We start from the raw sequence: 23,324 nt of genomic DNA on the forward strand, positions 1-23,324 counted from the left end.
GGCGGGAATGATCTCCCGCTTCGATGGTAGCTGTTTCTTTTTCATGTTTATCCTTTAGGGACATATTGTCCCTTATTTGGATGTTCATGAAACCCGGACCATCTCAACCTGACCCCGCAGTTTTTGTGACCCCGCAGTTTTTGGTGCCTTACAGCTCGGTGCGCAGCGCGAATAGTTCCGGGAACAGCACCACGTCCAGCATCTTGCGCAGGTAGCTCACGCCGGCCGTGCCGCCGGTGCCGGTCTTGAAGCCGATGATGCGCTCGACCGTGCTGACGTGGCGGAAGCGCCAGAAGCGGAAGGCGGTCTCCAGGTCCACCAGCTTCTCGGCCAGCTCGTACAGCGCCCAGTGGCGATCCGTGTCGCCATACACCTGCAGCCAGGCCGCCTTGACCGAATCGTCGGCGCGGGTCGGCTGGGTCCAGTCGGCCTCGAGCCGCGCCGGATCGATCCGCAAGCCGCTGCGCGCCAGCAGCATCACCGCCTCGTCGTAGATCGACGGCAGCCCCAGCTCGTGCGCGAGCAGGGCGTGGGCCTCGGGCGACTTTTCGTGCACCGCCAGCAGGGCCGCGTTCTTGTTGCCGAGGATGAACTCGAGTTCGCGGTACTGGAACGACTGGAAGCCCGAGGAGGCGCCAAGGTAGGGGCGGATCGCCGTGTATTCGGGCGGGGTCATGGTGGCCAGCACGTCCCAGGCGTGCACCAGCTGATCCATGATGCGGGCGACCCGGGCCAGCATCTTGAAGGCGGGCGGCAGGTTGTCTTCGCGGATATGGCGGCGCACTGCCTGCAGCTCGTGCAGCATCAGCTTGATCCACAGCTCGCTGGTCTGGTGCTGGACGATGAACAGCAGCTCGTTGTGGTTCGGCGAGCGCGGATGCTGGGCGTTCAGGATCTGGTCCAGGCCCAGGTAGTCGCCGTAGCTCATGGCTTCCTTGAAGTCCATTCTTGCCCCGTGCCATTCGGCGGGGTGTTTGCTGGTGTCGGTCATGATGTTGGTCATCCAGTCAGGTGACGGCGCCGCGTTCGGCGGCGATGTCGTAGTCGCCGCGGTCGAGGATGTCCTTCAGGATCCCGACCGCGTCCCAGACGTCGGCAAAGCTGGTATACAGGGGTGTGAAGCCGAAGCGCATGATCTCGGGCTCGCGGTAGTCGCCGATCACGCCGCGCGCGATCAGGGCCGCCATCACCGCATAGCCGTGCGGATGGGTGAAGCTGACCTGGCTGCCGCGGCGCGCGTGCTCGCGCGGGGTCACCAGGCCCAGCGGGTGGCCGGCGCAGCGGTTTTCGACGAGATCGATGAACAGGTCGGTCAAGGCCAGCGACTTGGCGCGGATCGCGGCCATGTCGGTCGCCTCGAAGATCTCGAGACCGCATTCGACCAGCGCCAGCGACACGATCGGCTGGGTGCCGCACAGCGCGCGGCCGATGCCGGCCACTGGCGCGAAGGCGGGCGCCATCGCGAACGGGCTGGCGTGGCCCCACCAGCCGGACAGCGGATGGTCGAACTGCGCCTGGTGCTTGCGCGGCACCCAGATGAAGGCCGGGGCGCCCGGTCCGCCGTTCAGGTATTTATAGGTGCAGCCGACGGCGAAGTCGGCATCGGCGCCCGCCAGGTCGACCGGCACCGCGCCGGCCGAGTGGGCCAGGTCCCAGACGGCCAGCGCCCCTGCCTCGTGCGCCAGGCGGGTCAGCCCGGCCATATCGTGCTGGTAGCCGGTGCGGTAGTTGACGTGGGTGAGCATCAGCACGGCGCAGTCGGCATCGAGCGCGGCCGGGATCTCGTCCACGCTGTCGACCAGCCGCACCCGGTAGCCGCGTTCGAGCCAGCGGGTCAGGCCCTCGGCCATATAGATATCGGTCGGGAAGTTGCTGCGTTCGGTCACGATGGTACGGCGGTCGTTACCGCGGCGGTCGCTGGCCGCGTCCTGGGCCTGGATCCGCAGCGCGGCGGCCAGCGCCTTGAACAGATTGAGCGAAGTGGTGTCGGTAACGGCCACTTCGCCCGGCGCGGCGCCGACCAGCGGGGCCAGGCGGTCGCCCAGGCGCTTGGGCATGTCGAACCAGCCGGCCGTGTTCCAGCTCTTGATCAAGTCGGTTCCCCATTCGCGCGCCACTACCTCCTGGGCGCGGGCCAGGGCGGCGACAGGGCGGGCGCCGAGCGAGTTGCCGTCCAGGTAGATGACGCCGTCGGGCAGGTCGAAGCGGGAGCGCAGCCCGGCCAGCGGGTCGCGCGCGTCGCGCGCCAGGCAGTCGGCGCGGGTGGTGGTCGATGCGGTCATGCCGGTCCCATATCAATAGTTGACGCTTCAAGAATGTTTACAGGTCGGCAGTGTAGCAAGTTCCATGGCGATCGACAGCATGGCGTTGCCACTGAAGCATCAAACGGGAGGGCAAAAAAAATGTTCAAATTTTTTTGCATCGAACCCTAAAGTTCCTGATGAGCTGTCCGATAACGATTCGGAAGGGCGGTAAGGCGTCGAAAAAATATCAAAAAATATTTTCAGACAGCCCTAAAGTCCGCGATGTTGCTGCCGTTAATGATGAGTGAGGTGCAGAAAAGCAACACTTGCAACTCGGCAGTAACGGTGTTTTCTGAGTTTCCGACAGTAAATTCAGCAAAACCTGTAGTGATTCTGCGACAGCCGAGGGCTGTAGTAGACCCAAATCAAGGCGCTTCCCGGCGCCATTCCAACCCAGTTTTCACCTGGGTTTTCATAGGGAGCCAGAGGCGTTTGTCAGACAAACTCCTAGGGCTCCACCTCGTCGTTCGCCTACCCAAAATACAGATTTCGTCCAATTCTCGAAAAGTTTCCTCACAGTCAGAATCTATCTCGTCGGCAACACAAAAAACGCCGAAACAACCAACGGAGAGAGAAGATGACGATGAACGACATGATGGCTGAGATTCGCGACGCAAACCTGAGCTACCTGATGCTGGCCCAGCAGATGATTCGTGCCGACAAAGTCACCGCCATCTTCCGCCTGGGTGTGTCGGCCGAGATCGCCGACCTGATCGAGGGCATGAGCAATGCCCAGATCCTGAAGCTCGCCGGCGGCAATATGATGCTGGCCCGCTTCCGCTTCGACGACAGCGCCATCCTGGGCATGCTGACCAGCCACACCAAGGAACGCAGCCTGGCGCAATCGCACGCCGCCATCCTGATGGCAGGCCAGCCGGTCGAAGAGATCGTATAATCCCTGCCAGCGGTCTTGCTGGAAGACCGCATGGAACCAGGCAGGGAAGCAGACCATGAGCAAAAAGAGCGTCGTATCCGAAGCGCAGGAAATCCAGCTCGCGATCGAACTGATCAACCTGGGCGCACGCCTGCAGTTGCTGGAGACCGAGGTCTCGCTGTCGCGTGAACGCTTGCTCAAACTGTACAAGGAGCTCAAGGGTGTCTCTCCACCCAAGGGCATGCTCCCGTTCTCGACCGACTGGTTCCTCACCTGGCAACCGAACATCCACTCCTCGTTGTTCATCAATATCCACCAGTTCCTGGTGGAGCATGCCGGCGCTACCGGCATCCAGGCCGTCATGAAGGCCTACAAACTCTATCTCGAACAAATGCCGCCGGCGCCGGGCGAAGAACCGCTGCTGTCGCTCACCCGCGCCTGGACGCTGGTCCGCTTCTTCCAGAGCGGCATGCTGCTGCTGGCCCCGTGCAGCCGCTGCCAGGGCAAGTTCATCGTCAACGCCCTCGACCTGAATGCCGACTACCTGTGCGGCCTGTGCCATATGCCTTCGCGCGCCGGCAAGACCCGCAAGGCCAAGGATGCCCGCGAGGCCGCCGAGCGCGCCGTCGCCGATGCGGCCGACGACGAATCCGGCCGCGACCGCGCCTGACTTCGCGGCGCGCTCTTCCTTGCGCTGCTTGAGATTTCCCGCGGTCCGGGCGCTCCTGATCCAGGTCGCCGCCTTTCCGCTCACCCTCGCCATTGTCTACCTGCTCGCCAGCAGCGGCGTCGTTTTCCATTACTGGCATGTGGCCCTGGTGCAGGGCGTGGTTGCCGCGCTGCTGTCCTGGTGGCGCGGCCTGGCCAGCTGGTGGCGCGCGATCCAGTTCGGTTTTCCGCTGGCGCTGCTGGGCGCCAGCGGTCTGGCCATTCCACCGGCCGCCTTCCTGGCGATCTTCCTGTTCCTGTTGTTACTGTACTGGTCGACCTATCGTACGCAAGTGCCTTACTACCCGTCCGGACGCAAGGTGTGGGCGGCAGTGGACGCCGCGCTGCCGCAAGGCCGGCTGCTGCGCGTGATCGATATCGGCAGCGGGATCGGCGGCCTGGTGCTCGAGCTGCAACGGCGCCGGCCCGAATCGACCATCGAGGGCATCGAGCTGGCGCCGCTGCCGTGGCTGGCCAGCCACGTGCGCGCGCTCCTCGCACAGAGCGGCGCCCGGTTCATTCGCGGCGACTATGAAAAACTCGACCTGGGCCGGTACGACGCCGTGTTCGCCTACCTGTCGCCGGCCGCCATGGGCGCGCTGTGGCGCAAGGCCGCGCGCGAGATGCGGCCCGGTTCGACGCTTTTTAGTTACGAATTCATCATCGAAGACCGGCCGCCGAGCCGCGTCGTCCACCCGGTCGCCGGCGGACCGGCGCTGTACATGTGGGACTTTTAGGCGACAAACGGTGAGTATTCAGGGTGGTTTTACTTGCCCGTGGGCCATTCTCCAGCTAGAGTAGTTCCCTACATAAACTTTTTCTGAAATTACCGGTTTCGGGTCCTCAGGACGAGGTCGAAACAGGCTTTTCTGGAGCAAAATCCCTTGTTAGTGATTGTTGGTTATATCCTCGTCTGCGCTTGCGTCTTCGGCGGGTTCGCGCTCGCCGGTGGCCACCTGGCCTCGCTGTGGCAGCCGATCGAGCTCCTGATGATTGGCGGCGCCGCATTTGGCGCCTTCTTCGTCGGTAACAACGGCAAGTCGATCAAGGCCACCATGAAGGCCTTCCCGAGCGTCTTCAAGGGCTCCAAGTATACGAAGGACATGTATATGGAGCTGATGGCGCTGCAGTTCGATGTGCTTTCCAAGGTACGCAAGGAAGGCCTGATGTCGATCGAGGGCGACATCGAGGCGCCTGAATCGTCGCCGCTGTTCTCCAAATATCCTGCGGTGGTGGCTGACCACCACATCATCGAATTCATGACCGATTACCTGCGCCTGATGGTGTCGGGGAATATGGACGCGATGCAGATCGAAAACCTGATGGACAACGAAATCGAGACCCACCACCACGAGGGCGCGGTTCCGGCCCACGTGATCGCCAAGATCGGCGACGGCCTGCCGGCGTTCGGCATCGTGGCAGCGGTCATGGGCGTGGTCCACACCATGGAATCGGTCGGCTTGCCGCCGGCCGAGCTGGGCATCCTGATCGCCAAGGCGCTGGTCGGCACCTTCCTGGGCATCTTGCTGGCCTATGCCTTCGTCAGCCCGCTGGCGAGCGTGCTCGAACAAAAGCTCGAGGAATCGACCAAGATGTTCCAGTGCGTGAAAGTCACGCTGCTGGCGAGCCTGAACGGCTATGCGCCGGCGCTGGCCGTGGAATTCGGCCGCAAGGTGCTGTACTCGACCGAGCGCCCGAGCTTCGCCGAGCTCGAAGAGCACATCAAGAAGAAGAAGTAAGCCGCGATGACCGCATTCGATAGTACGTCCTGCAGGGTGAAGGGAGGCGCGCATGGCTGACGACAACGCGCGGCCGATCGTCATCAAGCGCATCAAGAAGGTGGCCGGCGGCCACCACGGCGGCGCATGGAAGATCGCGTACGCCGACTTCGTGACCGCGATGATGGCGTTCTTCCTGCTGATGTGGCTCCTGGGCTCGACCGCCAAGGGCGACCTGGTCGGCATTTCCGAATACTTCAAGACGCCGCTGAAAGTCGCGATGGCGGGCGGCTCGGGTTCGGGCGACTCGTCGTCGGTGATCAAGGGCGGCGGCGAGGACCTGACCCGCACCGCCGGCCAGGTCAAGCGCGGCGATTCGCCGCCCGAGAAAAAGACCTATGACCTGCAGGCGGCCAAGGCCGCGCTGGCGCGCGAGGAAGGACAGCGCCTGCAAATGCTCAAGTCGCGCCTGGAAGCGGCCATCGAGGTCAACCCGATGCTCAAGAAGTACCAGAACCAGCTGCTGCTCGACATCACCAGCGAAGGCCTGCGGATCCAGATCGTGGACGAGAAGAACCGCCCGATGTTCGCGCTGGCCAAGGCCGAGCTGCAGCCGTACACGAAAGAGATCCTGCACATCATCGGCATGGTGTTGAACGAGGTGCCGAACAAGCTGGGCATCTCGGGCCACACCGATTCGACGCCGTACTACAGCGATGCCGGCTACAGCAACTGGGAATTGTCGGCCGACCGCGCCAACGCCTCGCGCCGCGAGATGGTGCTGGGCGGCCTGCAGGACGACAAGGTGTTGCGCGTGGTGGGCCTGGCCGCGGCCGCCCACCTGGACGCCAGGGACCCGTTCAACCCGGTCAACCGCCGCATCAGCATCATCGTCATGAACAAGCGCACCGAAGACGCGGTGCGGCGCGACGCGGCGACGCTCGACGTGCCGGCGGAAGACGCGGCAGGCGCGGCGACCGCCACGCTGGAAGCGGTGAAAAAGTAGGCCAGGGCAGGACTGGAGAGAAGAAATGACAAGAAAAAAAATATTGGGATCGCACGTCAAGCGCCTGTTGTCCGGCGTGTCCCTGCACGGGCGACGCCACCTGACCGAGGTCGAGACCGACCTGCTGCAGACCGAACTGCTGCTGGAAGAAGCGATCGACAAGCTCACCGCCAGCTTCATGGCGGTGCATGGCGCGGTCGGCGCGCGCCAGGGAGCGATCGAGCGGCTGCTGGACGGCGGCACCCCGACGCCGGAAGACCGGGCCTTGTTGTCGTCGATGTCGGGCGAGGTGGGGTTGCACGTGAACACGGCGATCACCAGCATGCAGTTCCAGGACATGACGGCGCAACTGATTGAACGTACACTGCGACGCGTGGCGGGCCTGCGCGACTTTCTGGGCACGCTCAGCGAGCATGGCGCCGATATCGCCCCAGAGACCGACAGCGACGAGATCGTCGAGCGGCTCGGCAAGGTGAGCATGGCGCTGGCGATCCAGTCGCTCGAACTGCGCAGCATGCTGCGCCGCTCGGTCGAGCAGAAGCACCTGGAAAGCGGCGACGTCGAGCTGTTCTGAGCGCACACTACAAATAAACAATTCAACCGGCGCGAAGCCGGATACAAGATAGCAGGAGCAAAGCATGGCAAAAACGATTCTCGCGGTCGACGATTCCAGTTCGCTGCGCCAGATGGTGGCGTTCAGCCTGAAGGCGGCAGGTTACAACGTGGTGGAAGCTGTCGACGGCCAGGACGGTCTCGAGAAGGCAAAGCTGCAGGCCGTGGACCTGGTGCTGACCGACCAGAACATGCCGAAAATGGATGGCCTGCAGCTGATCAAGACCCTGCGCACGCTGCCGGGCTATGCCAAGACCCCGATCCTGATGCTCACCACCGAGTCGTCGGACGAGATGAAGAGCAAGGGCCGCGCCGCCGGCGCCAACGGCTGGCTGGTCAAGCCCTTCGATCCGCAGCGCCTGATCGAGGTGGTCAAAAAAGTGATCGGCTGACGCCATGCGCGACGCCCTGACCTTGCCCCCATCCGAGCGGACGGCCTTATGACCATCGACATCAGCCAGTTCTACCAGGTCTTTTTCGACGAAGCAGAGGAACTGCTCGCCGAAATGGAACGCCTGCTGCTGGGCGTCGACGTCGCCGCGCCGGATGCGGAAGACCTGAACGCGATCTTCCGCACCGCCCATTCGGTCAAGGGCGGCGCCTCGACCTTCGGCCTGACCGATATGTGCGACGTGACCCACGTGCTGGAGTCGCTGCTGGACCGCGTCCGCAAGGGCGAGATGGCGCTGACCTCGAACCACGTGGACGCCTTTCTGGCGGCCAAGGACGGGCTCAAGATGCAGCTCGATGGCCACCGCCATGGCGCGCAGGTCGACAACGAAGCCATCGCCAATGTGCGCATGGCCCTGCACGACCTGGCCGAGGGCCTGGTCCCGGCCGCGCCGGTCGTGGCGCCGTCGTACCTGACGGCTGCGCCGCGTACCGAGCATTCCCTGGACAACGCGCACCGCTACAAGATCGAGCTGCCGCAGGTCGCGCAGCGCGACATCAATGCCCTGGTCGACGAGCTGGGCCTGATGGGCCGCGTCTCGGTGGCCCCGCTCGACGGCGGCCGCACGGCACTCATCATCACCACCCACGAGAGCCTGGACGATATCATCGCGATCTGCTCCTTCGTGCTCGACCCCGACGACCTCAGGATTTTCGAGGCGCCGGCGCTCACGCCCGAGCAGCGCGCGATCGAGGCGGCCGAACGCAAGCGTGTCGAGGATGCCCAGGGTTATGGTTTCTTCGGGCCGGACGACGACGTCGCGCCCGCCAGCGGCGAGCTGTCGGAAGACGACCTGGGTTACGGTTTCTTCCAGCCGATCGAGCAGATCCGCGCCGCCGCCGGCATCGTGGCCGCGGCGCCTGAACCGGCGGCCGCAGCGGCCGCGGCGATCTCGGCCCAGGCACAAAACATGGTCGAGCACCTGGCCGAACTGAGCGCCGAGAAAAAGGCCGCGAAGAAGGACGATAAGAACGAATCGTCGTCGATCCGGGTCTCGGTCGAGAAGGTCGACCAGTTGATCAACCTGATCGGCGAACTGGTGATCACCAATGCCATGCTCGAGCAGCGCAGCACCGTGCTCGATCCGATCCTGCACGAACGCCTGCTGTCCTCGGTGAGCCAGTTGGGACGCAACACGCGCGAGCTGCAAGAAGCCGTGATGTCGATCCGGATGATGCCGATGGACTTCGTGTTCTCGCGCTTCCCGCGCATGGTGCGCGACCTGGCCGGTAAGCTCGGCAAGAAGGTCGACTTCATCACCCACGGCGCCGCGACCGAACTCGATAAAGGCCTGATCGAGCGCATCGTCGATCCGCTGACGCACCTGGTGCGCAACTCGATCGACCACGGCGTCGAGATGCCGGCCGCGCGCGTCGCCGCCGGCAAATCCGAAGCGGGGCGTTTGTTCCTGTCGGCCGGCCACCAGGGCGGCCACATCGTGATCGAGGTGGCCGACGATGGCGGCGGCCTGAATCGCGATAAGATCCTGGCCAAGGCGGCCTCGAATGGGCTCGCGGTGTCCGACAATATGAGCGATTCGGACGTCTGGCAGCTGATCTTCGCGCCGGGCTTCTCGACCGCCGAAGTGGTCACCGACGTCTCCGGCCGCGGGGTCGGCATGGACGTCGTCAAGCGGAACATCACCGCCATGGGCGGCACGGTCGACATCCGTTCGGCGGCCGGCTTCGGCACCACGATCTCGATCTCGCTGCCCCTGACGCTGGCGATCCTGGACGGCATGTCGATCCGGAGCGGCGAGGAAGTCTATATCCTGCCGCTGTCCTTCGTGGTCGAATCGCTGCAGCCGGCGCGCGAAGATGTGCGCGACATCGCCGGGCGCGGGCGCGTGCTGAAGGTGCGCGGAGAATACCTGCCCTTGATCCCGCTGCACCAGATGTTCGACATCGAGCCGGTGCACCGCGAGCCGAGCGACGGCATCGTCGTCATCCTCGAGACCGAGGGCAAGAAGGCGGCGCTGTTCGTGGACGAGCTGGTGGGCCAGCAGCAGGTGGTGGTCAAGAACCTGGAAGCGAATTACCGAAAAGTGGCCGGGATTTCCGGCGCAACCATCATGGGCGACGGCGGCGTCGCCCTGATCCTGGACGTGGCGGCGCTGGTGCGCTCGTCGCGCCAGCTGGCCGACGATCCCGTCGTTCTTTAAATCTTTAGACTATCAACACAAGAGGAAACCCATGTCCAACCTGGCAAACACCACCTCGGCTGACGGGACCGCAAACGACGGCGCCGGCAACGAATTCCTGGCCTTCACCCTGGGCTCGGAAGAATACGGCATCGACATCCTGAAGGTGCAGGAAATCCGCGGCTACGAAGCGGTGACCCGCATCGCCAACGCACCCGAATTCATCAAGGGCGTGATCAACCTGCGTGGCATCATCATCCCGGTGGTCGACATGCGCATCAAGTTCAACCTGGGCACTCCGGTGTACGACCAGTTCACCGTCGTGATCATCCTGAACATCGGTGGCCGCATCATGGGCATGGTGGTCGATAGCGTGTCCGACGTCACCACCCTGACCCCAGACCAGATCAAGCCGGCGCCAGAGATGGGCACCGCGTTCAATTCCGACTACATGATCGGCCTGGGCACGGTCGATGAGCGCATGCTGATCCTGGTCGACATCGACAAGCTGATGTCGTCGGGCGAGATGGGCCTGATCGACAAGCTGGCCGCATAACAAGGCAGCGGCACGCAGCATCCACATCGGACCGCGTCAATCGTGGCGCGGTCCAACCAGCATCCAGAAGGCAAAGAACGTGCCGCAGCAGAAAACAGAGACGGTCAAGGAATTCGATTTCACGCGTCGTGACTTCGAACGGGTACGCGCGCTGATCCACCAGCGCGCCGGCATCTCGCTGGCCGACAGCAAGCAGGAGATGGTCTACAGCCGCCTGGCGCGGCGCCTGCGCGCGACCGGCATCCAGTCATTCACGAACTACCTGGACGACCTCGAAGCGGGCCGCATGGACCGCGAGTGGGAGTCGTTCACCAATGCGCTGACCACCAATCTGACCTCGTTCTTCCGCGAGGCGCACCATTTCCCGCTGCTGCTCGATCACCTGGTGGCCTTGCGCAAGAAGGACACGCGTCCGCTCACCATCTGGTGCTCGGCCGCCTCCACCGGCGAAGAGCCGTACTCGATCGCGATGACGGCCTGCGAAGCATTCAACACGCTCACGCCGCCGGTGCAGATCGTCGCCACCGACATCGATACCAATGTGCTGTCCACGGCCTCGAACGGCGTGTATCCGATGGAGCGGGTCGAGAAGATGAGCCCCGAGCGGCTGCGCCGTTTCTTCCTGAAAGGCAAGGGCGCCCACGAGGGCATGGCGCGCATTCGTCCCGAGCTACGGTCCCTGGTGACCTTCAAGCAGCTGAACCTGCTGGGCGACCGCTGGCCGCTGGAAGGGCAGTTCGACGCCATCTTTTGCCGCAACGTGATGATTTATTTCGACAAGCCGACCCAGCGCACCATCCTCGGCCGCTTCGTGCCATTGATGAAGCCGCACGCGCTGCTGTTCGCCGGCCACTCCGAGAACTTCCTGTACGTATCGGATTCGCTGCGCCTGCGTGGCAAGACGGTGTATGAACTCGACGGGCGCAGTGCCTGAGAACGGTAATTCCATGAACAGCCAGTTCGCCACCAACCTCTATCACGACCGCACCTTCAACGTCGACGCGGCCAAGATCCTGCCGGGCGAGTATTTTTATACCGGCAAGGACATGCTGATCGCGACCGTGCTCGGCTCCTGCGTCTCGGCCTGCATCCGCGACCGCCTGACCGGCCTGGGCGGCATGAACCACTTCATGCTGCCCGACGGCGGCGCCGATGCCGCCAGCAGTCCGGTCTCGGCATCCATGCGCTACGGCTCGTTCGCGATGGAGATCCTGATCAATGACTTGCTCAAGGCCGGCGCGCGGCGCGAACACCTCGAGGCCAAGGTCTTTGGCGGCGGCGCCGTGCTGCGCGGCTTTACCGCGATGAACGTCGGCGAGCGCAATGCGGCGTTCGTGATGCAGTTCCTCAAGACCGAACGCATCCCGGTGCTGGCCGAAGACCTGAACGACATCTATCCGCGCAAGGTGTTCTTCTTCCCGCGCACGGGCAAGGTGCTGGTCAAGAAACTGATGCAAACCCAGAACGATACGCTGGCCAAGCGCGAGCTCGACTACGCCAAGCGCCTCAAGGTCGAACCCGTCGGCGGCGCCATCGACCTGTTCTGATTCCTTGCCAGCTGAAAGGAAAAACTATGAAGACCAAGGTGCTGATCGTCGACGACTCCGCACTGATTCGCAGCGTGATGAGCGAGATCGTCAATTCCCAGCCCGACCTCGAAGTGGTCGCCACCGCGCCCGATCCGCTGGTCGCGCGCGAGCTGATTAAAAAGCATAACCCCGATGTGTTGACCCTGGACGTCGAGATGCCCAAGATGGATGGCCTCGATTTCCTGGAAAAACTGATGCGCCTGCGCCCGATGCCGGTGTTGATGGTGTCGTCGCTGACCGAGCGCGGCTCGGAAATCACGATGCGCGCGCTCGAACTGGGCGCGGTCGACTTCGTGACCAAGCCCAAGATCTCGATCCAGAGCGGCATGCGCGAGTATGCCGACATGATCGCCGACAAGATCCGCGCCGCGGCCCGCGCCCGCATCGCGCCGCGTTCGCGCACGGCGCCGGTGGCCAGCGCGCCGCTGTCGGCCCTGAGGAGCCCCCTGATTTCGTCCGAAAAACTGATCATCATCGGCGCCTCGACCGGCGGCACCGAAGCGATCCGCGAATTCCTGATGCAGATGCCCTCCGATTGCCCGGGCATCCTGATCGCCCAGCACATGCCTGAAGGTTTCACCAGCTCGTTCGCCAAGCGCCTCGATTCGCTGTGCAAGATCAGCGTGGTGGAGTCGGCCGGCAACGAGCGGGTGCTGCCTGGCCACGCGTATATTGCCCCGGGCCACTCGCACCTGCTGCTCACGCGCTCGGGCGCCAACTACATGACCCGCATCGAGCAAAGCCCGCCGGTCAATCGCCATCGGCCCTCGGTCGACGTGCTGTTCCGCTCCGCTGCGCAGGCGGCCGGTAAAAACGCGGTTGGTGTTATCCTGACCGGCATGGGCAAGGACGGTGCGGCCGGCATGCTCGAGATGCGCCAGGCGGGCGCCCACAACTTCGCCCAGGACGAGGCCAGCTGTGTCGTGTTCGGCATGCCGCGCGAGGCGATCGCGTTGGGCGCCGCCCACGATGTCGGCCCCTTGCAGGCCTTGCCGCGCATGGTGCTCGAACATCTGGCGGCGCAGGGCAGCCGGGCGTTGCGTGTTTGATCCGAATTAGAGTCGCAGCAATGCTTTCAGGGCTATTTTATCGCCGTGAGGCAACAAAAATGCTATTCTTGAGCCTGTAAAAAGCAGCTCACCCAACAAACCACAGTAAAAGATTCAAACGGAGTTATTCATGGCTGATCCAAAGATGCGTTTCCTGGTTGTTGACGATTTCTCGACGATGCGCCGCATTGTCCGGAATCTGTTGAAAGAACTGGGTTATGCCAACGTCGACGAGGCAGAAGACGGCGTGATGGCGCTGGCCAAGCTGCGCAGCGAATCGTTCGACTTCGTGGTGTCGGACTGGAACATGCCGAATATGGACGGCCTGACCATGTTGCAGAATATCCGCGCCGATCCAGCGCTGGCCAAGCTGCCGGTCCTGATGGTGACCGCGGAAGCGAAGAAAGAAAACATCATCGCCGCCGCGCAAGCGGGCGCCAGCGGCTACGTGGTCAAGCCGTTCACGGCCGCGACGCTCGACGAGAAGCTGAACAAGATCTTCGAGAAACTGGACAAAGCCGGAGCCTGAAATGGGTGAGATGAACTCGGCGCACGAGGCCAGCGCGGCCTCCTCGCATGAAGAGGTGCTCAAGCGGGTCGGCCTGATGACCCGTGCGCTGCACGAAAACCTGCGTGGGCTGGGGCTCGACAAGCTGATCGAGAAAGCGGCGAGCGACATCCCCGATGCGCGCGACCGCCTCGATTACGTCGCGCGCCTGTCGGAACAGGCCGCCAAGAAGGTGCTGGATGCGACCGATGCGGCCGGCCCACTGCAAGACGCGATCGAAACCCGCTCGGCCGAGCTGGCGTCCGGCTGGCAGTCGCTGCTGGACAAGGACGCGACCGAGGCCGAATGGCGCGAGATGGCCCAGCGCACGATTGCCAGCATGAACGAGTCGGCCGCGGGGGCAGTTGCCACCCGCAGTGAGCTGATGAACATCATGATGGCCCAGGACTTCCAGGACCTGACCGGCCAGGTCATCGGCCGCATCACCGGCATCGCGCAAAACCTCGAGAAGCAACTGGTGCAGGTGCTGATCGATTTCGCGCCGAGCGAGATCAAGCGCGATCTCGACAACGGCCTCTTGAACGGCCCGCAAATCAAGCCAACCGGCACCGAAGTCGTGGCCAACCAGGGCCAGGTCGACGACCTGCTCGACAGTCTCGGTTTCTAGGCCAGCGCCGGGCAACAACCAACGGCGCCTCCATGCATCGCACTAACTTCATCGTCCGCGAACCGCTGCTCGACCCCAGGCAGCGCGTGATCGGCTATGAACTGTCGTGGCAACAGCACGACGGTCGCATTCCCACCGACCACGACCTGGAAGGGCTGGTCGGCTTCGTGGCCCAGCACGTCAACCATGAAGATCACGGCTGGCTGCTGCGCGACAAGATCCTGTTCCTCGACGCGGTGCCGGCCATGCTCTCGACCGATGCCCTGCACGCGCTGCCGCCGGAACGCACCGTCCTCGCCTTCGACATCCGCCAGCTGGCCGATCTCGACGTGCGCTCGGCCGTGCAGGCCGTGCGCGCCGGCGGCGTCGGCGTGGCGATCCGCGGCTGCGATATCAACCTGCTGGGGCGCAACCTGTCGCCCTATGCGTCCTATCTCGAGGTGCGCTTTACCGGCGCCAATGTGGCCGACCAGGCCCGCACCTATGCCGCCGCCAAGCATTCGGCGCTGCGCATGGTGGGGCGGCCGGTGGGCACCTGGGCCGACTTCGACGCCTGCGCCGCGCTGGGGCTGGATGCCTTCGTCGGCAAGCTGCACCTGACGCCGCGGCCGGGCAACCCGGTCAAAGGCATGAACCCGACCCAGAGCGTGATCCTGCAACTGATGCAGCTGGTGCAGACCAACGAGGACGTGCCCAAGCTCGAGAGCGTGCTGAAACGCGATCCAGCGCTGACGTATAAACTGCTGCGGTATATCAATACCGCCGGCTTTGGTGCGGGGCGCGAGGTGCATTCATTGCGCCAAGCGATTTCGTTGCTGGGGTATGCGCCGCTGTATCGCTGGCTGGTGCTGCTGCTGGCCACGGCCAGTTCCAGTGGCTACTCTCCGGTGCTGATGGAGACGGCGGTCGTGCGCGGCCGCCTGGCCGAATTGCTGGGGCAGAAATTCCTGGGCAAGGGCGAGGCCGAGAACCTGTTCGTGGCGGGAATGTTCTCGCTGCTCGACCGGTTGCTGGGGCTGTCGATGGACGAGGTGCTGCAGACCATCCAGTTGCCGGATGAAGTGGTGCAGGCCTTGCGGCGCAGGGAAGGGCGTTACGGGCCGTATCTCGCGCTGGCCGAGGCGTGCGAGCTCAATTCGAATCTGGTGGCGTCGCTGGCCGAGTCGCTCGATATCGCACCGACCGAGGTCAACCAGGCGCATTTGTCGGCGCTGGCCTGGGCGCAGAGCGTGGCGGTGGAAGCCTAACGCGCGGCGCGGCGCTCCGGCTGCCCGGTCGTCACAAATCGCTCCAGCGTCTGCTGCAACTGCATCGAAATATTCACGAAACTGCACCCGATCTGCACCTGGTCGCCGAGCAGGAAGGTGCGGAACGGCCGCATCAGGCGCACTTCGAGGTCGGCCACGACCATCAGCGCCGGTCCCAGCTCCAGCCGTACCCCGATCAGCTTCTTGCCGACATGTAGCCCGAAGCATTGCTCGGGCGAAGCGCGCATGCCGACACCGCCCTGGGAAAAATCGTATAAAGGAAGTTCGTACTGCTTGCCCGACAAACCGAAACTGGCGGTGTAGTTGCCGCCGATCGGCGTCTCGACCCTGCGCGCGGAGCGCCGGTTCAGCACCAGGCAGTGTTCGGGGAAGGTCGCCGGCACCAGGTGCGCTTGCCCGGGCAGGCTCGCCCAGTCGCTTTCCAGTTCGAACTGCAATTTGGCGTTGCCGCCGATCGACGCGACGAAGGTGGCGTGGTGGGTATTCGGCAGCGCGTTGCCGGTGAAATCGAGCGTGAAATGTGGCAGTTCGGGATCGACCGACTCGATCCGGGCCAGGATCGGATCCTGGATGCCGGCATAGACCGTGACCGGATCACCGCTGAGCGCGAGCGCGGCCAAGGCCTCGCCGATGTCGAAAGGGTCCGACATTTGATGCGGCGTGGCATTGCCGGGAATACGGGTCAGCTGGTCTGAAGGCTTTGGCGGGCCCTTGCGGCGAAGAGCGACGGCATCGGAGACGTTCACGGCGGGGTCCTGGGCGTGATTGTAAAATGCTGCTGCACGGAAGTATAACGCTCTTTGCAATGTTGTTGCAAACTGGAAATCAACCGTGCAGCTTTAGCATCGATCAAATTTCCAGGTTATCGATCAGGCGGGTGCTGCCCAGTTTTGCCGCGGCAAGCACGACCAGCGGTTCGCCGCTTTCCAGGTCGGCGGCGCCGGGCGCCTGCAGGTCGATGCGCTTGCGCACCGAGATGTAGTCCGGCTTCCAGCCGCGCTCGGCCAGGGCCGCCATCGCGCGTGCCTCGACGGCGCCGACGTCGCGCTCGCCGCTGCGGATGGTGTCGGCCACCGCGTTCAGGTTCTGGTACAGCAGCGGCGCTTCGGCCCGCTCGCTGCTGGACAGGTAGCCATTGCGCGAAGACAGGGCCAGGCCGTCTTCGGCGCGGAAGGTCTCGGCGCCGATGATCTCGGTCGGCAGGGCGAACTGGCGCGCCATATTACGCACGATCATGAGTTGCTGGTAATCCTTCTTGCCGAACACGGCCACGCGCGGCTGCACGCAGGAAAACAGCTTGGTCACCACGGTGCACACGCCGCCAAAGAAGCCGGGACGGAATTCGCCTTCCAGCGTATTGCCCAGGCCATCCGGCGGCGCCACACGGTATTCTTGCGGTTCCGGATACAGATCTTTTTCGGTCGGCGCGAACAGCACGTATACGCCTTCTTTTTCCAGCTTGGCCACGTCTTCCTGGAAGGTGCGCGGGTATTTGTCGAAATCCTCATTCGGGCCGAACTGCAGGCGGTTGACGAAGATCGAGGCGACCACCGGATCGCCGTGGCGGCGCGCCAGGCGCATCAGCGACAGGTGGCCTTCGTGCAGATTGCCCATCGTCGGCACGAAGGCGGTGCGCAGCTGGCCGCGCAACTGGTCGCGCAATTCGTCAATGGAAGAAATGATTTTCATGGGTGATCGGAAAAGAATAAACCGGCCTTAAGCCGGCGAATAGGCCAGGCGCACGTAGATCGGCGCGAAGGGCTCGGCCTGTGTGATTTCAATCAAGGTTTCTTTGGCCAGTTCGAGCATGGCGACAAAGTGTACTACCACGATCGGTCGGGGCGCGTCAGCCACCGTGTGCTGGCCTGCGAACAGGTCACCGAACTCGACAAAACGCTGCGATTGCAGGGTGCGCAGGATGGCCGACATATGCTCGCGCACCGACAGTTCCTGGCGGCCAATCCGGTGGTGCTGGGTCAGCTTGGCGCGGCGCAGCACGTCAAGCCAGGCGCGCTGCAAGTCCCAGGGATCGACATCGGGCAGGGCGGGCGCCAGGCCCTGTTCCACGAACAGCTGGGGCCGCACGAAGTCGCGGCCTTCGTGGGGCACATTGCCCAGTGCCACGGCAGCGCTCTTGATCTGTTCATAGTCCAGCAGACGGCGGACCAGCTCGGCGCGCGGGTCGCCGGCGTCCTCGATGAGGTCGTCCTGGCGCTTGGGCAGCAGCATGCGCGATTTGATCTCGATCAGCATCGCCGCCATCAACAGGTATTCCGCCGCCAACTCAAGATTGCTCTTGCGGATCTGCTCCACGTACACCAGGTATTGCAGGGTCACCTGCGCCATCGGGATGTCGAGGATGTTGAAGTTCTGCTTGCGGATCAGGTACAGCAGCAGGTCGAGCGGACCTTCGAAGGCGTCGAGGAAGATCTCGAGCGCCTCGGGCGGGATGTACAGGTCGTTCGGCAGGCGCGTCAGCGGCTCGCCATACAGGCGTGCGATCGCGGCGTCTTCCGGCAGGGGCGGCGCGGCATGCCCGGTGTCCACGACGGCATCGGGGGGCAAATCCTGCCCCTCGGCTTGGGGCGTCATGCGCGCGCTCCCGTCCTCAGACCTTGTTCTGGTACGGGTAGGCTTGTTGGCTCAGGCGCGATTGCTTCACGCGTTCCTGTTCGTCGAGCGAGACCGGTTCCTTGTCCCACAGCAGCGCGCGGCCGGCAACCTGGCCTGCGTCCAGGTGCGGGTTCTGTTTCTTCAGTTCCGAGATGAACTTGGTATGCTCGGATTCGTACATCACGTGTTTTTTCGAGAAGATCATGATTCGCAGTGCGTAAAGTTATAAGCGGCTCGGTAGCCGGCGACGGGGCAGATTCTTGTGCCACACGCCGCCGGCGTCAAGTCTTACTTGTGCAACTCGTTCAGCTGACGGGCGATGATGTCGTGGTTGAGCCACACCACCGGCGCGATTTTTTCCGACGCGCCATGGAACATCAACGGGCCGGCGCCTTCCAGCACCAGGCTCGACAGGTGGTCGGTGATCAGCGCCTTCTTGTCCTTGTGCAGGGCGGTGATGGCTTCGGAGGTGCCGATCATGACGTCGGCAAGCTCCGGCGTGTTGTCCATCGGCCAGGCTTCGAAGTTGCGGAAGGTGGCGCTGGTCGCATCGTTATTGTAGCCCTCGATGGTGTCGAGCAGCTGTTGCAGCGAGGTGCCTTCGCCCAGCAGCTCTTCGCAGATGCGCCACTGCTCGTCGGCCCAGGCGCCGCCGCCTTCTTTCTTCAGCGCGCGCAGCAGCGGGAACAGCGACAGCTCGACGCCGACGAAGATGTCGGACGAGTTGGTGCGGATTTCCGGGCAATTGAACACGGTGGCATTGACGCCGCCTTTCCAGGCCGCCTCGGCGATCGATTCCAGGCGCATCTTGGCATAGCCCTGGGTGTAGTTGGTATAGGTCTGCCACTGGTACTGGTCCTGGATCAGGATCTCGGTGCCGTGGTAGCCATAGGCGGTGTAGCGCACTTCGCCGCCCGCTTGCTCGACGCGCGCGCGGATCGGCGCCGAGGCATCGATCAGGTATTTGAGCGTATTGGCCGAGACTTCGTCGAAGTTCATCAGGATCAATTTGCCCAGGTCGCTGTCGAGCAGGGCGCGCGAGGACATGAAGCGCTCGCCGCGGCCTTTATAGATGCGGTTGGCGATGGCCAGGAAGGCCTTGATGCGTGGAATGCCACCGGCCATCGTGTGGGCGAAGAAGACGTTGGCGCCATCCGGCACCAGCTTGTCGATCTCAGCCATCACGGTGGCGGCCGAGGCGGTGAAGCGGCGCACGCCGGCTTCGCGCGAGCGCTCGATGCGTTCCCAGTCGAGCTTTTCTTCTTGCCAGTTTTTCAGGGTGATACCCGACAGCATTTCGGTCGGGTTCTGTTCGCCTTCCGGGGCGTCCATGTCGAAGCCGGCCATCAGCGGCACGTTGATGATGCGGCCGCCCAGTTTCTCTTCCGCCTCGGCCAGTTCGGCATCGTCGAGCGCGCGCAGGACGCCGGCGTCGTCACGGCGGCCCACGGTGATGCCGACAATGGTCATGCCGGCGGCGCGCGCCTGGTCGATCAGGCCGTTCACATAGCCGCGGCCGAACAGTTCGCCGAACAGGACGAACACGTCGCCCTTGCGGAACACATTGGCTTCTGGGATATGGCGGAGAGGAGTCAAATCGGTCATATTATTAGCTACCTATCAAAAGAGTTTGTGGCGGCGTTTTGTCATATTTAAAACATGGCATTGTACACACACGCCACAAGCTCGGGAATGCTTCCCGAGGCTTGCATGAGGCCGCTCTACGGCCGGCTTTGCCGGCGATAAAGCGGCTGCATGCCTTGAAGATTAACGGATGCGCATGCCTGGCGTTGCGCCCGGCATCGGGTCCAGCAGGTACAGGCCCGGGTTCGTCTTTTCGTCGGCTGCCGAGGCGCACAGTACCATGCCTTCGGAGACGCCGAATTTCATCTTGCGCGGCGCCAGGTTGGCAACCAGCACGGTCAGCTTGCCGATCAGGTCTTCCGGCTGGTGGGCCGACTTGATGCCCGAGAACACATTGCGGTGACGGCCTTCGCCCACGTCCAGGGTCAGGCGCAGCAGCTTGCTCGAGCCTTCCACATGTTCGCAGTTGACGATCTTTGCCACGCGCAGGTCGATCTTGGTGAAATCGTCGATCGAGATTTCCGGGGCCAGGGCTTCGATATCGCTGTCGCCGGCCGACTCGGTGTGCGCTGCCTCAACTTTCGGAGCCGGCGCTGCAACCGCTGCGACGGCTGGCTTGTCGAACAGATTCTCGACCATCTTGGCATCGACGCGCTGCATCAGGTGGTTGTAGGCGCCGATGCTGCGGCCGAGCATGGTTTCATAGACAGCGGCGCCATGGGTGTCGGCCCAGCTCAGCTCAGTGTCACCCAGGAATTCGGTGACGCGCGCCGCGACGTTCGGCAGCACCGGCGCCATCAAGATGGTTAGCTGGCGGAACAAGATGAGCGCCGTGGTGCACACATCGTGCAATTCTGCGGTCTTGGTCTCGTCCTTGGCCAGCAGCCATGGCTTGTGCTCGTCGACGTACTGGTTGATGACGTCGGCGATTTCCATGATTTCGCGCAGGGCGCGGCCGTATTCGCGCGCCTCGAAAGCGGCGGCAATGCTGGTCTGGCGCTCGGCGCCGTCCGCCATCAAGGCCTTGCAGATCGTGTCGCGGGCGGTCTGCGACAGGCTGTCGGCCAGCTTGCCGTCGAAGCGCTTGGCGATGAAGCCGGCGCAGCGGCTGGCGATATTGACGTATTTGCCGATCAGGTCGCTATTCACGCGGGCCACGAAATCATCGCCATTGAAATCCAGGTCTTCGACCTTGGCGTTCAGTTTAAAGGCCAGGTAGTAGCGCAGCCATTCCGGATTCATGCCCAGTTCCAGGTAGCGCAGCGGCGAAATGCCCGTGCCGCGCGACTTGGACATTTTTTCATTGTTCACGGTCAGGTGGCCGTGCACCGCGACTTTCAGCTTGTCGATGATCGGGTGGCCCGAGAAGTTCAGCATCGCCGGCCAGAACAACAGGTGGAAGGACACGATGTCCTTGCCGATAAAGTGCAGTTGCTCGGCGTCCGGATCGTTCAGGAAGGCGTCGAAATCCTGGCCTTGCTTCTCGAAATAGTTTTTCAAGCTCGCCAGGTAGCCGACTGGCGCGTCCAGCCACACATAGAAGAACTTGCCTGGCGCATCCGGGATCGGGATGCCGAAGTAGGGCGCGTCGCGCGAAATATCCCAGTCGGCCAGCTTTTCGCCTTCTTCTCCCAGCCATTCCGAGACCTTGTTCACCATTTCGGGCTGCAGGCGGCCCGGGGTGTTCAGCCACTCCTTCAGGAAGGTGAAGCAGCGCGGGTCTGACAGCTTGAAGAAATACTGCTCCGATGGTTTCAGGACCGGGGTCGAGCCGGTGAACACCGAGAACGGGTTGATCAGTTCGGTCGGCTGGTAGGCGGCGCCGCAGACTTCGCAGTTGTCGCCATACTGGTCCTTGGCGTGGCAGACCGGGCATTCGCCCTTGATGTTGCGGTCGGCCAGGAACATGCCCTTGGCAGTGTCGTAGAAGCGGTCGACGGTCTTGGTGACGATCAGGCCGGCATCGCGCAGCTTGCGGTAGATGCCCTGCGACAGCGCGACGTTTTCCGGTGAATCGGTCGAATACCAGTTATCGAAAGCGATATGGAAGCCATCCAGGTATTGCCCACGGCCGGCGGCGATCTTGGCCACGAATTCCTGCGGCGTGATGCCTTCCTTCTCGGCCGCGATCATGATCGGCGTGCCGTGGGTATCGTCGGCGCATACAAAATGCACTTCGCGCGGCTGTCCGCTCAGTTTGTTACCCTCACGCTGCATTCGCTGGAAGCGGACCCAGATGTCGGCCTGGATGTATTCCATCATGTGGCCGATATGGAAGGCAGCGTTGGCGTAGGGCAGTGCAGTGGTGACGAACAGCTTGCGGGTCATGGTGTCGAAACGCTCGGGTTATATGAAAAGAAGCATTTTACCAGTGGATGGCCCTGTGCGCTCAGGGGGTATTGGCCCGGTTTGGGGCCTCCGGACCAGCCCGCAGGCCATTTTGCGCTACACTTCGCCCCAATATCATCCGGAGAGCACCATGAGCATCACTGAGAACGACGTCAAGACCGCTTTGTCGGAAGTCATCGATCCTAACACCCAAAAAGATTTTGTCACGACCAAGTCGGTCAAGAACATCAAGATCGAAGGCGCGCAAGTGTCTTTCGAGCTGGAATTGGGCTACCCGGCCGCCAGCCAGGTCGAAATGCTGCGTGGCATGGCGGCCGCTGCGGTGCTGGAGTTGCCCGGCGTCGAAGGCGTGGCGATCCGCGCCTATAGCAAGATCGTCTCGCACACGGTGCAGCGCGGCATGAAGGTCATGCCGAACGTCAAGAACATCATCGCCGTCGCCTCGGGCAAGGGTGGTGTCGGCAAATCGACCACGGCCGTCAACCTGGCCCTGGCCCTGTCCGCCGAAGGCGCCAGTGTCGGCATCCTGGATGCCGACATCTATGGCCCGTCGCAGCCGATGATGCTGGGTGTGTCCGGCCGTCCGCTCAGCCATGACAATAAAACCATGGAACCGCTGGAGAACCACGGCGTGCAGGTGTCGTCGGTCGGCTTCATGATCGATCCGGATGAGCCGATGGTGTGGCGCGGCCCGATGGCCAGTGGCGCCTTGCAGCAATTGCTCGAGCAAACCAACTGGCGCGACCTGGATTATCTGATCGTCGATATGCCGCCAGGCACCGGCGACATCCAGCTGACCCTGTCGCAGAAAGTGCCGGTCACCGGCGCCGTGATCGTTACCACGCCGCAAGACATCGCGTTGCTGGATGCGCGCAAGGGCCTCAAGATGTTCGAGAAGGTCGGCATCCCGATCCTGGGCGTGGTCGAGAACATGAGCACCCATACCTGCACCAACTGCGGCCATACCGAGGCGATCTTCGGCCATGGCGGCGGCGAGAAGATGTGCGCCGACTTCGGCGTCGACTTCCTGGGCGCGCTGCCATTGACCCTGTCGATCCGCGAGCAGGCCGACGCCGGCCGTCCGACCGTGGTTGCCGAGCCGGATGGCCAGGTCGCTGCTGTCTACAAGCAGATCGCGCGCAAGGTCGCGATCAAGATCGCCGAAAAGGCGAAGGACATGAGCAGCAAGTTCCCAAGCATCGTCGTCAAGAACGACTGATCCCCAGCGGGGTTCCACACCCCGCCAAACGTCCGCGCAACAAGCCCGACACTGACGCGCGCCAGCACATGTTGCTGGCGCGCGTCATGCATTTCGTATGCCGAAAACGC

General features: G+C 63.2%; 24 protein-coding genes. 16 read left to right on the top strand and 8 right to left on the bottom strand.

Annotated elements, in window-relative coordinates; genetic code table 11:
• Window positions 1-148: 148 nt before the first annotated feature.
• A complete protein-coding gene (gene kynA / locus E8M83_RS13260; protein ID WP_373995049.1) occupies window positions 149-1,003 on the bottom strand; it encodes a tryptophan 2,3-dioxygenase in 855 nt (284 codons plus the stop codon).
• Between the two features lie 4 nt (window positions 1,004-1,007).
• Window positions 1,008-2,282, bottom strand: a complete 1,275-nt coding sequence (gene kynU / locus E8M83_RS13265) for a kynureninase (RefSeq protein WP_137173830.1) — start codon at window positions 2,280-2,282, stop codon at window positions 1,008-1,010.
• Window positions 2,283-2,880: 598 nt separating this feature from the next.
• Here kynU and flhD point away from each other — a divergent pair.
• The 15 genes from flhD to E8M83_RS13335 all read left to right on the top strand — a co-directional run bounded on the left by flhD (window position 2,881) and on the right by E8M83_RS13335 (window position 15,428).
• Window positions 2,881-3,198 (top strand): flagellar transcriptional regulator FlhD, encoded by a 318-nt coding sequence (gene flhD / locus E8M83_RS13270; RefSeq protein WP_137173831.1) that lies wholly within the window; start codon window positions 2,881-2,883, stop codon window positions 3,196-3,198.
• 55 nt (window positions 3,199-3,253) lie between these two features.
• Window positions 3,254-3,847: a flagellar transcriptional regulator FlhC gene (gene flhC, locus E8M83_RS25945; RefSeq protein WP_206077455.1), complete on the top strand. Its 594-nt coding sequence runs from the start codon at window positions 3,254-3,256 to the stop codon at window positions 3,845-3,847.
• A complete protein-coding gene (locus E8M83_RS25950) occupies window positions 3,810-4,622 on the top strand; it encodes a bifunctional 2-polyprenyl-6-hydroxyphenol methylase/3-demethylubiquinol 3-O-methyltransferase UbiG (RefSeq protein WP_170976797.1) in 813 nt (270 codons plus the stop codon). The genes flhC and E8M83_RS25950 overlap by 38 nt, the downstream gene beginning before the upstream one ends.
• A gap of 147 nt (window positions 4,623-4,769) precedes the next feature.
• Complete coding sequence (gene motA, locus E8M83_RS13280; RefSeq protein ID WP_137173832.1) at window positions 4,770-5,624, top strand: flagellar motor stator protein MotA; 855 nt, start codon at window positions 4,770-4,772, stop codon at window positions 5,622-5,624.
• Window positions 5,625-5,676: 52 nt separating this feature from the next.
• Window positions 5,677-6,609 (top strand): flagellar motor protein MotB, encoded by a 933-nt coding sequence (gene motB / locus E8M83_RS13285; RefSeq protein WP_137173833.1) that lies wholly within the window; start codon window positions 5,677-5,679, stop codon window positions 6,607-6,609.
• Between the two features lie 25 nt (window positions 6,610-6,634).
• Window positions 6,635-7,183: a chemotaxis protein gene (locus E8M83_RS13290; RefSeq protein WP_137173834.1), complete on the top strand. Its 549-nt coding sequence runs from the start codon at window positions 6,635-6,637 to the stop codon at window positions 7,181-7,183.
• A 64-nt stretch (window positions 7,184-7,247) separates the two neighbouring features.
• The gene (locus E8M83_RS13295; RefSeq protein WP_137173835.1) at window positions 7,248-7,613 is read left to right on the top strand and encodes a response regulator; all 366 of its coding nucleotides are present in this window, start codon (window positions 7,248-7,250) and stop codon (window positions 7,611-7,613) included.
• 48 nt (window positions 7,614-7,661) lie between these two features.
• The gene (cheA, locus tag E8M83_RS13300; RefSeq protein ID WP_137173836.1) at window positions 7,662-9,833 is read left to right on the top strand and encodes a chemotaxis protein CheA; all 2,172 of its coding nucleotides are present in this window, start codon (window positions 7,662-7,664) and stop codon (window positions 9,831-9,833) included.
• Between the two features lie 31 nt (window positions 9,834-9,864).
• Window positions 9,865-10,368 carry a chemotaxis protein CheW gene (locus tag E8M83_RS13305; RefSeq protein WP_071362121.1) on the top strand — a complete coding sequence of 168 codons (504 nt, stop codon included), beginning with the start codon at window positions 9,865-9,867 and terminating at the stop codon, window positions 10,366-10,368.
• 79 nt (window positions 10,369-10,447) lie between these two features.
• The gene (locus E8M83_RS13310; RefSeq protein WP_137173837.1) at window positions 10,448-11,302 is read left to right on the top strand and encodes a CheR family methyltransferase; all 855 of its coding nucleotides are present in this window, start codon (window positions 10,448-10,450) and stop codon (window positions 11,300-11,302) included.
• A 13-nt stretch (window positions 11,303-11,315) separates the two neighbouring features.
• Window positions 11,316-11,915, top strand: a complete 600-nt coding sequence (gene cheD, locus E8M83_RS13315) for a chemoreceptor glutamine deamidase CheD (protein WP_137173838.1) — start codon at window positions 11,316-11,318, stop codon at window positions 11,913-11,915.
• Window positions 11,916-11,941: 26 nt separating this feature from the next.
• Window positions 11,942-13,006, top strand: coding sequence for a chemotaxis response regulator protein-glutamate methylesterase (locus E8M83_RS13320; RefSeq protein ID WP_137173839.1), 1,065 nt, complete (start codon window positions 11,942-11,944; stop codon window positions 13,004-13,006).
• 130 nt (window positions 13,007-13,136) lie between these two features.
• A complete protein-coding gene (gene cheY, locus E8M83_RS13325; RefSeq protein ID WP_005666673.1) occupies window positions 13,137-13,535 on the top strand; it encodes a chemotaxis response regulator CheY in 399 nt (132 codons plus the stop codon).
• 1 nt (window position 13,536) lies between these two features.
• On the top strand, window positions 13,537-14,181 hold the full coding sequence (cheZ, locus tag E8M83_RS13330; RefSeq protein WP_137173840.1) for a protein phosphatase CheZ: 645 nt from the start codon (window positions 13,537-13,539) through the stop codon (window positions 14,179-14,181).
• A 32-nt stretch (window positions 14,182-14,213) separates the two neighbouring features.
• Window positions 14,214-15,428, top strand: coding sequence for an EAL and HDOD domain-containing protein (locus tag E8M83_RS13335; protein ID WP_137173841.1), 1,215 nt, complete (start codon window positions 14,214-14,216; stop codon window positions 15,426-15,428).
• On the opposite strand, the gene E8M83_RS13340 is transcribed toward E8M83_RS13335, so the two are convergent.
• From E8M83_RS13340 to metG, 6 genes are all read right to left on the bottom strand, one after another.
• Window positions 15,425-16,195 carry a flagellar brake protein gene (locus E8M83_RS13340; RefSeq protein WP_137173842.1) on the bottom strand — a complete coding sequence of 257 codons (771 nt, stop codon included), beginning with the start codon at window positions 16,193-16,195 and terminating at the stop codon, window positions 15,425-15,427. The genes E8M83_RS13335 and E8M83_RS13340 overlap by 4 nt on opposite strands.
• A gap of 103 nt (window positions 16,196-16,298) precedes the next feature.
• Window positions 16,299-17,138: a pantoate--beta-alanine ligase gene (panC, locus tag E8M83_RS13345; RefSeq protein WP_137173843.1), complete on the bottom strand. Its 840-nt coding sequence runs from the start codon at window positions 17,136-17,138 to the stop codon at window positions 16,299-16,301.
• Window positions 17,139-17,165: 27 nt separating this feature from the next.
• Complete coding sequence (locus tag E8M83_RS13350) at window positions 17,166-18,041, bottom strand: ScpA family protein (RefSeq protein WP_137173844.1); 876 nt, start codon at window positions 18,039-18,041, stop codon at window positions 17,166-17,168.
• A 16-nt stretch (window positions 18,042-18,057) separates the two neighbouring features.
• Window positions 18,058-18,267: a DUF3460 family protein gene (locus tag E8M83_RS13355; RefSeq protein WP_137173845.1), complete on the bottom strand. Its 210-nt coding sequence runs from the start codon at window positions 18,265-18,267 to the stop codon at window positions 18,058-18,060.
• 83 nt (window positions 18,268-18,350) lie between these two features.
• Window positions 18,351-19,667: a hypothetical protein gene (locus E8M83_RS13360; protein WP_137173846.1), complete on the bottom strand. Its 1,317-nt coding sequence runs from the start codon at window positions 19,665-19,667 to the stop codon at window positions 18,351-18,353.
• 162 nt (window positions 19,668-19,829) lie between these two features.
• Entirely contained in the window at window positions 19,830-21,974 is a 2,145-nt protein-coding gene (gene metG, locus E8M83_RS13365) for a methionine--tRNA ligase (protein ID WP_137173847.1), read from the bottom strand.
• 151 nt (window positions 21,975-22,125) lie between these two features.
• Here metG and apbC point away from each other — a divergent pair, with 151 nt between their 5' ends.
• Window positions 22,126-23,214, top strand: a complete 1,089-nt coding sequence (gene apbC, locus E8M83_RS13370) for an iron-sulfur cluster carrier protein ApbC (protein WP_137173848.1) — start codon at window positions 22,126-22,128, stop codon at window positions 23,212-23,214.
• Window positions 23,215-23,324: the final 110 nt, after the last annotated feature.

The organism is Massilia sp. HP4, from assembly GCF_005222695.1.
Taxonomy (GTDB): Bacteria; Pseudomonadota; Gammaproteobacteria; order Burkholderiales; family Burkholderiaceae_D; genus Telluria.

Bases quoted from the DNA above. Each gene is read 5' to 3' on its own strand.
- flhD (WP_137173831.1), top strand. From the start codon at position 2,881: ATGACGATGAACGACATGATGGCTGAGATTCGCGACGCAAACCTGAGC.
- cheA (WP_137173836.1), top strand. From the start codon at position 7,662: ATGACCATCGACATCAGCCAGTTCTACCAGGTCTTTTTCGACGAAGCA.
- E8M83_RS13295 (WP_137173835.1), top strand. From the start codon at position 7,248: ATGGCAAAAACGATTCTCGCGGTCGACGATTCCAGTTCGCTGCGCCAG.
- metG (WP_137173847.1), bottom strand. From the start codon at position 21,974: ATGACCCGCAAGCTGTTCGTCACCACTGCACTGCCCTACGCCAACGCT.
- E8M83_RS13335 (WP_137173841.1), top strand. From the start codon at position 14,214: ATGCATCGCACTAACTTCATCGTCCGCGAACCGCTGCTCGACCCCAGG.
- cheD (WP_137173838.1), top strand. From the start codon at position 11,316: ATGAACAGCCAGTTCGCCACCAACCTCTATCACGACCGCACCTTCAAC.
- E8M83_RS13290 (WP_137173834.1), top strand. From the start codon at position 6,635: ATGACAAGAAAAAAAATATTGGGATCGCACGTCAAGCGCCTGTTGTCC.
- kynA (WP_373995049.1), bottom strand. From the start codon at position 1,003: ATGACCAACATCATGACCGACACCAGCAAACACCCCGCCGAATGGCAC.
- E8M83_RS25950 (WP_170976797.1), top strand. From the start codon at position 3,810: ATGCGGCCGACGACGAATCCGGCCGCGACCGCGCCTGACTTCGCGGCG.
- kynU (WP_137173830.1), bottom strand. From the start codon at position 2,282: ATGACCGCATCGACCACCACCCGCGCCGACTGCCTGGCGCGCGACGCG.
- E8M83_RS13320 (WP_137173839.1), top strand. From the start codon at position 11,942: ATGAAGACCAAGGTGCTGATCGTCGACGACTCCGCACTGATTCGCAGC.
- E8M83_RS13305 (WP_071362121.1), top strand. From the start codon at position 9,865: ATGTCCAACCTGGCAAACACCACCTCGGCTGACGGGACCGCAAACGAC.
- E8M83_RS13355 (WP_137173845.1), bottom strand. From the start codon at position 18,267: ATGATCTTCTCGAAAAAACACGTGATGTACGAATCCGAGCATACCAAG.
- cheY (WP_005666673.1), top strand. From the start codon at position 13,137: ATGGCTGATCCAAAGATGCGTTTCCTGGTTGTTGACGATTTCTCGACG.
- cheZ (WP_137173840.1), top strand. From the start codon at position 13,537: ATGGGTGAGATGAACTCGGCGCACGAGGCCAGCGCGGCCTCCTCGCAT.
- flhC (WP_206077455.1), top strand. From the start codon at position 3,254: ATGAGCAAAAAGAGCGTCGTATCCGAAGCGCAGGAAATCCAGCTCGCG.
- E8M83_RS13350 (WP_137173844.1), bottom strand. From the start codon at position 18,041: ATGACGCCCCAAGCCGAGGGGCAGGATTTGCCCCCCGATGCCGTCGTG.
- apbC (WP_137173848.1), top strand. From the start codon at position 22,126: ATGAGCATCACTGAGAACGACGTCAAGACCGCTTTGTCGGAAGTCATC.
- motB (WP_137173833.1), top strand. From the start codon at position 5,677: ATGGCTGACGACAACGCGCGGCCGATCGTCATCAAGCGCATCAAGAAG.
- E8M83_RS13360 (WP_137173846.1), bottom strand. From the start codon at position 19,667: ATGACCGATTTGACTCCTCTCCGCCATATCCCAGAAGCCAATGTGTTC.
- panC (WP_137173843.1), bottom strand. From the start codon at position 17,138: ATGAAAATCATTTCTTCCATTGACGAATTGCGCGACCAGTTGCGCGGC.